This is a genomic window from Mesorhizobium sp. M0601 (assembly GCF_040320845.1).
In the GTDB taxonomy this organism is placed as follows: domain Bacteria; phylum Pseudomonadota; class Alphaproteobacteria; order Rhizobiales; family Rhizobiaceae; genus Mesorhizobium.
In genome coordinates this window covers 33728-41803 of record NZ_JAMYQK010000047.1, presented here as the reverse complement: position 1 = coordinate 41803, position 8076 = coordinate 33728, and the positions used below count along the sequence as shown (strand labels likewise).

The following is an 8076-nucleotide window of genomic DNA, read 5'->3' as shown; positions in this document are numbered from 1 at the left end:
GAAAGCTCATCATCCTCGCAAACGCACTACTCAGGGACAATCGGACCTGGACACCATCTCTCCCTTGACCAACACGGATACTCTAACCGCGGCGGCAATTGAAGGTTCCCTGGCTTGGGATTTCATTGCCGCTGGAGGTCAAGGGCGAAGATCACAGCCGCGCCTTGGTGGTGCGCGGCGTTGCCAGGAGCAGGCTTGTTTCGCTGCCGGTAATTCCGGGAATCAGCCGGATACGTCTCAGCACCGCATCGAACTCGCTCAGCGTCTGGGTTCCGAGTTCTATCACCAGGTCCCACCGGCCATTGGTGGTGTGGATGGTCGAGACCTCGGAGAAGCCGCCCAGCGCCCGGATGACGCGATCGGCGGCATGGCCCTCGATCTCGATCATCATGATGCCACGCACCCGCTGATCGACCGCGTCGGCGCGTAGAATGACGGTGTAGCCGACGATGGCGCCGTCTCTTTCAAGTCGCTCGATCCGGGACCTTACCGTTGCCCGGGAGACACCCAGGCTGACGGCAAGGTCGGAAATGCTGCGCCGGGCGTCGTGCCGCAAAGAGGTGATGATCCGCTCGTCAAGTTGGTCCATGATTGCTCACAGCGGAAGTAGATCGTGCCACAATGGTAGGGCACTTCAACAAATTTGCCAATTTGACATGTTCATTCTGCCAGCGATGCCCGCTTCAATAAAGCCATCGTAATTCGGTGGGTATGACAATGCATTGCACGATCGTTGGGGCGCCGATCCAGGCCGGCTCAGGCCGCATGGGCTGCGAGATGGGGCCGAGCGCGCTTCGCACGGCCGGTCTGGCCGGCGCGCTGACCGAGCTTGGCCATACGCTGACCGACCTCGGAACGATTGTCCCTGCCGATATGCGCCCTGTCGTACACGGCAACGCGGCGGTGAAGGCGCTGCCGGAAATCGCCGCCTGGACGGCAGCGATCAGCGAAACTGCCTATGCCGCAAGCGCCGATGCGATGCCGATCTTTCTCGGCGGCGACCACAGCATTTCGGCCGGCACGCTCGCCGGCATAGCCCGCCGCGCGGCGAATGCCGGTCGGCCGCTCTTCGTGCTGTGGCTCGACGCCCACCCCGATTTTCATACGCTCGACACGACGACCAGCGGCAATCTGCATGGCGTGCCGCTGGCCTATGCCAGCGGGCAGCCCGGCTTCGAGGGCTATTTCCCCCGGCTTGCAGCACAGGTGGAGCCGGCTTGCATATGCGCGCTGGGGATCCGCAGCGTGGACCTGGCGGAACGGGATGCATTGCGCAGAGCCGGCGTGACGGTCCACGACATGCGTTCGATCGACGAGCACGGCATAGCGCAACTGCTTCGCGCCTTTCTCGAACGGGTGAGCGCCGCCAATGGCATGCTCCATGTCAGCCTCGACGTCGATTTTCTCGACCCGTCGATCGCCCCGGCGGTGGGCACCACCGTTCCCGGCGGCGCCACCTTCCGCGAGGCGCATCTGGCGATGGAAATGCTGCATGACAGCGGCCTCGTCACCAGTCTCGACCTGGTCGAGCTCAACCCATTTCTTGACGAGCGCGGCCGCACCGCCACGCTTTTGGTTGACCTGACCGCAAGCCTGATGGGCCGGCGGATCATGGACCGCCCGACGAGGGGGTTCTGAGCCATGACCGTCAATTTGAACATCGTCCCGTTCGTCAGCGTCGACCGCATGATGAAGCTGGTGCTTGCCATCGGCATCGAGCGCTTTCTGGTCGAGCTTGCCGCCTATATCGAAGAGGATTTCAGGCGCTGGGAGCTGTTCGACAAGACGCCGCGCGTCGCCTCGCACAGCATTGACGGCGTCATCGAGCTGATGCCGACCAGCGACGGGCAGCTTTACGGCTTCAAATACGTCAACGGGCATCCGAAGAACACGCGTGACGGCCGCCAGACCGTGACCGCTTTCGGCGTGCTTGCCGATGTCGGCAACGGCTATCCGATGCTGCTTTCGGAAATGACCATCCTGACGGCGCTCAGAACCGCCGCAAGCTCGGCCGTCGCGGCGAAATACCTCGCTCCAGAGGCCGCCAGGTGCATGGCGATCATCGGCAATGGCGCGCAATCGGAATTCCAGGCGACCGCCTTCAAGGCGCTGCTTGGCGTCGACAGGCTGCGCCTCTACGATATCGACCCGGCGGCCTCGACCAAATGCATGAAGAACCTTGCCGGCCTGGGCTTCGACATCAAGCTCTGCGCGTCGGCGCAGGAGGCCGTTGAGGGTGCAGAGATCATCACCACGGTTACCGCCGACAAGCGGTCGGCAACAATCCTGACCGACAACATGGTGGGATCCGGCGTGCACATCAATGCGGTAGGCGGCGATTGCCCGGGCAAGACCGAGCTGCATCGCGACATTCTGCTGCGCTCGAATATTTTCGTCGAATATCCGCCGCAGACGCGCATCGAAGGCGAGAGCCAGCAGCTCGATGCGGATCATCCGGTCACCGAATTGTGGCAGGTGATGACAGGAAAGGCAGCAGGCCGGACGGACGCCCGACAGATCACATTGTTTGATTCCGTCGGCTTTGCGATCGAGGATTTTTCCGCGTTGCGTTACGTTCGCGATCAGCTTCAGCGGACCGGCCTTTACGAGGAACTAGACCTTCTGGCCGATCCCGATGAGCCGCGTGACCTGTTTGGCATGCTGCTGCGCGCCGAAAAAGCGACCGGGCTGGCGGCCGCCGGCAGCTGAGCTGCGATCCAGTCGGTCAGTCCTTCTTTTCCTGATACAGGCGCTCGGTGGCGCGCTCGCTTTCCCTGCGCTCCGCCGGGCCGCGACGGCGCTGCGTGAGCAGGGCGTAGGCGATCAGGATTGCCAGCAGCAGTGGACCGCCTGCAACAACGAGCAACCACAAACTATTCCCAGACATCGACCGTCTCCTTTCCCTCACAACCGGGAAGGACCCGAACCGTTCCTCCGTCTTGTTGGGAGTCGTCAGCGGGGCGCGGTGCAATTCAGGATTTTATGCCTCGGTCAGGACGTTGCACGCCTTGTCTGCACTCAGGATGTCCTTATCTAGACTCTTATCGTTCGATCACATGCATGCACTCTCTGCGAAGTGAAGGGAACCACAAGGGCTTTCTGACATTTGGTTGTTCAAGAGACAAACGTGCAGCCACACCGGCTCCGGGGCTAGGAATACCATGCGTGAGAATCAATCCGACGTCTTCGATCTGTTTTCCGAGGTTTACAAGAATGCGGCTCAGGAGGAGATAAGCCTCCAGCAATATCTGCTTGCCTGCCGCGAGGACAAGTCGATGTACGCCTCGGCACCCGAACGGATGGTCGAGGCGATCGGCGAGCCGACCTTTGTCGATACCAGCAAGGACGAGCGGCTCGGCCGTATTTTTTCGAACCGGACGATCAAGATCTATCCAACCTTCGCCGACTTTTACGGCATGGAGGATACGATCGAGCGTATCGCCGGTTATTTCCGCTATGCCTCGCAAGGGCTCGAGGAACGCAAGCAGATCCTCTATCTGCTTGGCCCGGTCGGCGGCGGCAAGTCCTCGCTTGCGGAGCAGCTGAAAAGGCTGATGGAGCAGCGTCCGATCTATACGCTGAAGGTCGGCGGCCAGGTCAGCCCGGTCTTCGAATCGCCGCTCGGGCTGTTCGACCCCGACCGCATGGGCGACCTTTTGGAGGACAAATACGGCATCGCCCGACGGCGGCTGAACGGCCTGATCTCGCCCTGGGCGGCCAAGCGCCTCGACGAATTGTCCGGCGACATCTCCAAATTCAGCGTCGTCAAGCTGATGCCGTCCAGGCTGCGCCAGATCGGCATTGCCAAGACCGAGCCGGGCGACGAGAACAACCAGGACGTTTCGGCCCTGGTCGGCAAGGTCGACATCAGGCAGCTGGAAAACTTCAGCCAGTCCGATCCGGACGCCTACTCCTATAGCGGCGGGCTGAACCGGACGACGCAAGGGCTGCTCGAATTCGTCGAGATGTTCAAGGCGCCAATCAAGGTGCTGCATCCGCTGCTGACCGCCACCCAGGAAGGCAGCTACAACGGCACCGAGAATTTCGGCGCTTTCCCCTATCAGGGCATCATCGTTGCCCATTCCAACGAATCGGAATGGCTGCAGTTCAAGAACAACAAGAACAACGAGGCGTTCCTCGACCGCATCCTGGTGGTCAAGGTGCCGTATTGCCTGCGCGTCACCGAAGAGCGGCAGATCTACGAGAAGCTGTTGCGCGAAAGCGAATTGGCTAACAGCCCCTGCGCTCCGGAAGTGCTCGATATCCTCAGCCGGTTCACCGTCTCGACCCGCCTGGCCGAACACGACAATTCGCCGCTCTACACCAAGATGCGCGTCTATGACGGCGAGAACCTCAAGGAAACCGATCCCAAGGCGAAGTCGGTCCAGGAATACCGAAACGCCGCTGGCGTCGACGAAGGCATGACCGGCGTCAGCACCCGCTTCGCCTTCAAGATCCTGTCGCAGACCTTCAATTACGACACCGAAGAGGTGGCGGCCGATCCGGTGCATCTGATGTACATCCTTGAAGAGGCGATCAAGCGCGAGCAGTTCCCGAAGGAGACCGAGGCGGACTATCTCGATTTCATAAAGTCGGAGCTGGCCACCCGTTATGCCGAGTTCATCGGCCACGAGATCCAGAAGGCCTATCTGGAATCCTACAGCGAATACGGCCAGAACCTGTTCGACCGCTATATCGCCTACGCCGATGCCTGGATCGAGGATCAGGACTACAAGGATACCGATACCGGCCAGATCCTCAATCGCGAGGTCTTGGACAACGAATTGTCGCAGGTCGAAAAGCCGGCCGGCATCGCCAATCCCAAGGACTTCCGCAACGAAGTGGTGAAGTTCACGCTGCGCGCGCGGGCCAGAAACCATGGCCGCAACCCGTCATGGACAAGCTATGAGAAGCTGCGCGAAGTCATCGAGAAGCGGATGTTCGGGCAGGTCGAGGACCTGCTGCCAGTGATCAGCTTCGGCTCCAAGCAGGACAGCGTGACGGAGAAGCGGCATACCGAATTCGTGCAGCGGATGATCCAGCGCGGCTACACCGAGCGCCAGGTCCGCCGGCTGGTGGACTGGTACATGCGGGTGAACAAGGCGGGTTGAAGCCAGCCCGGGGTAACATATGCCGATCTTCATTGATCGCCGACTGAACCCGAAGGACAAAAGCCTCGGCAATCGGCAGCGTTTCCTGCGGCGGGCGCGCGAAGAGTTGAAGCGCACCATCCGCGATCAGATCCGCGCCGGCAAGATCGCCGACGTGGACGCCGAGCATGCCGTTTCGATGCCGGCGCGGGGTACCGGCGAGCCGAGCTTCAACGATGCCAGGAACAGCGGCAGCCGCCAGCACGTCCTGCCCGGCAACAAGCATTTCACCCCAGGCGACCGGCTGCCCAAGCCCGGCCAGGGCGGCGGCATGGGATCAGCCCCGGGAAGAACCGAATCGGAGGACGATTTCCGTTTCGTGCTGTCGCGCGAAGAGGTTCTCGACCTCTTTTTCGAAGACCTCGAACTGCCGGACATGGTCAAGCTCAACCTCAAGGAGATCCTCGCTTTCAAGCCGCGCCGGGCCGGCTTCGCCGCGACCGGCTCGCCGACCAACATCAATGTCGGGCGCACGATGCGCAACAGCCATGGCCGCCGCATAGCACTCCGGCGCCCCAAGCAGGAGGAACTCGACGCAATCGCGCAGGAGATCACGTCGCTGGAGGCGAAGCCGCAGAACGCCGAGAGGCGCCAGCGCATCGTGGCGCTGCAGGAAGAGCTTGAGCGACTGGAGCGCCGCCGCAAGCGAATCGCCTATGTCGACCCGGTCGACATCCGCTTCAACCGCTTCGACGCCCAGCCGGTGCCGAATGCCAATGCGGTGATGTTCTGCCTGATGGACGTGTCCGGCTCGATGGGCGAACGCGAGAAGGATCTGGCCAAGCGCTTCTTCGTGCTGCTGCACCTGTTCCTGAAACGGCGCTACGACCGGACCGAGGTGGTCTTCATCCGCCACACGCACGAGGCGCAGGAGGTGGACGAGGAGACCTTTTTCTACAACACCCAGAGCGGCGGCACGGTGGTTTCCACGGCGCTCGAGGAGATGCACCGCATCGTCGAGCAGCGCTATCCCAGCCGCGAATGGAACATCTATGTCGCCCAGGCCTCGGACGGCGACAATTTCGTCACCGATTCGGAGCGCTGCATCACCCTGCTCGACGAACAGATCATGCGGCTTTGCCAGTATTTTGCCTACGTCGAGATCCTCGACGAGCGCGAGAGCCACATCTTCGGCGCCACCGACAACGGCACGTCGCTGTGGCGTGCCTACAGTGCGGTCAAGCTGAGGTGGTCGAACTTCCAGATGAGCCGCATCGCCACGGCGGCCGACATCTACCCGGTTTTCCGCCAGCTCTTCGCCAGACAGCCGGGTTATCAAAAGAGCGGTGAAAGAGGGGGCTGATGGCGAGCAGATCCGGGTTGTTGTTTTCCGGTTCCGACTGGGATTTTAGGACGCTGTCGCGCGCTTACGAGACCATCCAGGCGATCGCCACCGAAGAGCTCCACCTCGACGTCTATCCGGTACAGATGGAGATAATCTCGTCCGAACAGATGCTCGACGCCTATTCCTCGGTCGGCATGCCGCTGATGTACCGGCACTGGTCCTTCGGCAAGCACTACCTCTACCAGGAATTGCTGTATCGCAAAGGCGGACGGGGGCTTGCCTATGAACTCGTCATCAATTCCAATCCCTGCATCGTCTATCTGATGGAAGAAAACACCATGGCCTTGCAGGCCCTGGTGACGGCGCACGCGGCACTCGGCCATAACCATTTCTTCAAGAACAATTATCTGTTCCAGCAGTGGACGGACGCCAGCGCCATCCTCAGTTATCTCGACTTCGCCAAGGGTTACATTGCCCGCTGCGAGGAGCGGCATGGCGTCGATGCGGTGGAAGAGATCCTCGATGCCGCACATGCGCTGATGGAGCAGGGCGTGTTCAGATATCACCGGCCGCCGAAGCTGTCGTCGGAAAAGCAGCGCGAGGGCGTTCGCGAGCGCCTGGAATACGAGGAGCGTTCCTACAATGACCTATGGCGCACGCTGCCGCCTTCGAAGGACGGCGCCAAGCCCCGCGAGACGGACATCATGGCGGAACGCAAGAAATCGCTCAAGCTGCCCGAGGAAAACCTGCTTTATTTCCTGGAGAAGAACAGCCTGATCCTGGAACCCTGGCAGCGTGAGGTCATCCGGATTGTCCGCGTCATCGCGCAGTATTTCTATCCGCAGCGCCAAACGCAGGTGATGAACGAGGGCTGCGCCACCTTCGTGCATTACACGCTGATGAACCTTTTGTTCGACCGCGGCCTGATCGGCGAAGGTGCCATGCTGGAGATCCTGCGCAACCATTCGAACGTGATCTTCCAGCCGGGCTTCGACGATCCGCGCTTTTCCGGTATCAACCCTTACGCGCTGGGCCTCGACATGATGCAGGACATCCAGCGCATCTCGACCGCGCCGACCGCCGAGGACCGCGACTGGTTTCCCGATATCGCCGGCAATGGCGACTGGCGCCAGACCCTGCTGGACGCCTGGGCCAACCATCGCGACGAGTCCTTCATCCGCCAGTATCTGAGCCCTACCCTGATCCGGAAATGGCGGTTCTTTGTGCTTGCCGATGCGGCCAACGATCCGCACTACGAAGTCGCCTCGATACACAATGAGCGCGGCTACGAGAGCATCCGCGCCGCACTCGCCCACAGCTACGATATCGGCGCCAGCCGGCCGGACATCCAGGTGGTGGACGTGGACCTGCTCGGCGACCGGCATCTGCGCCTGCAGCATAAGGTCAAGGACGGCATAGTGCTGGAAGGCGGCAGCCGCGACGCCACACTGCGGCATATCCGCAAGCTCTGGGGCTACGAGGTCAGCATGGTCGCGGTCGACGCGCAGACCGGCGCCACAGTCCACGAACGGTCGACCAGCCAGATCGGGGAATGACCGAACCGGACTTGCCGGCGAAGTCGGGTGTCGTTGCCTTTACCGGATCACCAACCACCCTATCTACGCGCGCACCACGAGGGCA

General features: G+C 61.4%; 7 protein-coding genes. 5 read left to right on the top strand and 2 right to left on the bottom strand.

All coding sequences use genetic code 11. The annotated features are described in order from the left end of the window. Window positions 1-151: 151 nt before the first annotated feature. Complete coding sequence (locus tag NKI41_RS28700) at window positions 152-589, bottom strand: Lrp/AsnC family transcriptional regulator (protein WP_352686105.1); 438 nt, start codon at window positions 587-589, stop codon at window positions 152-154. A gap of 128 nt (window positions 590-717) precedes the next feature. Here NKI41_RS28700 and rocF point away from each other — a divergent pair, with 128 nt between their 5' ends. Together rocF and ocd are read left to right on the top strand one after the other, a co-directional pair. Next, a complete protein-coding gene (gene rocF, locus NKI41_RS28695) occupies window positions 718-1638 on the top strand; it encodes an arginase (protein ID WP_352473047.1) in 921 nt (306 codons plus the stop codon). A 3-nt stretch (window positions 1639-1641) separates the two neighbouring features. Beyond that, window positions 1642-2709, top strand: a complete 1068-nt coding sequence (gene ocd / locus NKI41_RS28690) for an ornithine cyclodeaminase (RefSeq protein WP_352686103.1) — start codon at window positions 1642-1644, stop codon at window positions 2707-2709. A 16-nt stretch (window positions 2710-2725) separates the two neighbouring features. Here ocd and NKI41_RS28685 read toward each other — a convergent pair whose 3' ends face one another. Continuing rightward, a complete protein-coding gene (locus NKI41_RS28685; protein WP_292655465.1) occupies window positions 2726-2887 on the bottom strand; it encodes a hypothetical protein in 162 nt (53 codons plus the stop codon). 274 nt (window positions 2888-3161) lie between these two features. Between NKI41_RS28685 and NKI41_RS28680 the strand changes: the two genes are divergently transcribed. The 3 genes from NKI41_RS28680 to NKI41_RS28670 are packed head-to-tail and all read left to right on the top strand — an operon-like array spanning window position 3162 to window position 7991. Beyond that, the gene (locus NKI41_RS28680; RefSeq protein ID WP_352449545.1) at window positions 3162-5111 is read left to right on the top strand and encodes a PrkA family serine protein kinase; all 1950 of its coding nucleotides are present in this window, start codon (window positions 3162-3164) and stop codon (window positions 5109-5111) included. 19 nt (window positions 5112-5130) lie between these two features. Next, window positions 5131-6453, top strand: coding sequence for a YeaH/YhbH family protein (locus NKI41_RS28675; protein WP_352473049.1), 1323 nt, complete (start codon window positions 5131-5133; stop codon window positions 6451-6453). Further along, entirely contained in the window at window positions 6453-7991 is a 1539-nt protein-coding gene (locus NKI41_RS28670) for a SpoVR family protein (RefSeq protein ID WP_352686101.1), read from the top strand. The genes NKI41_RS28675 and NKI41_RS28670 overlap by 1 nt, the downstream gene beginning before the upstream one ends. The last annotated feature ends 85 nt before the right edge of the window (window positions 7992-8076 follow it).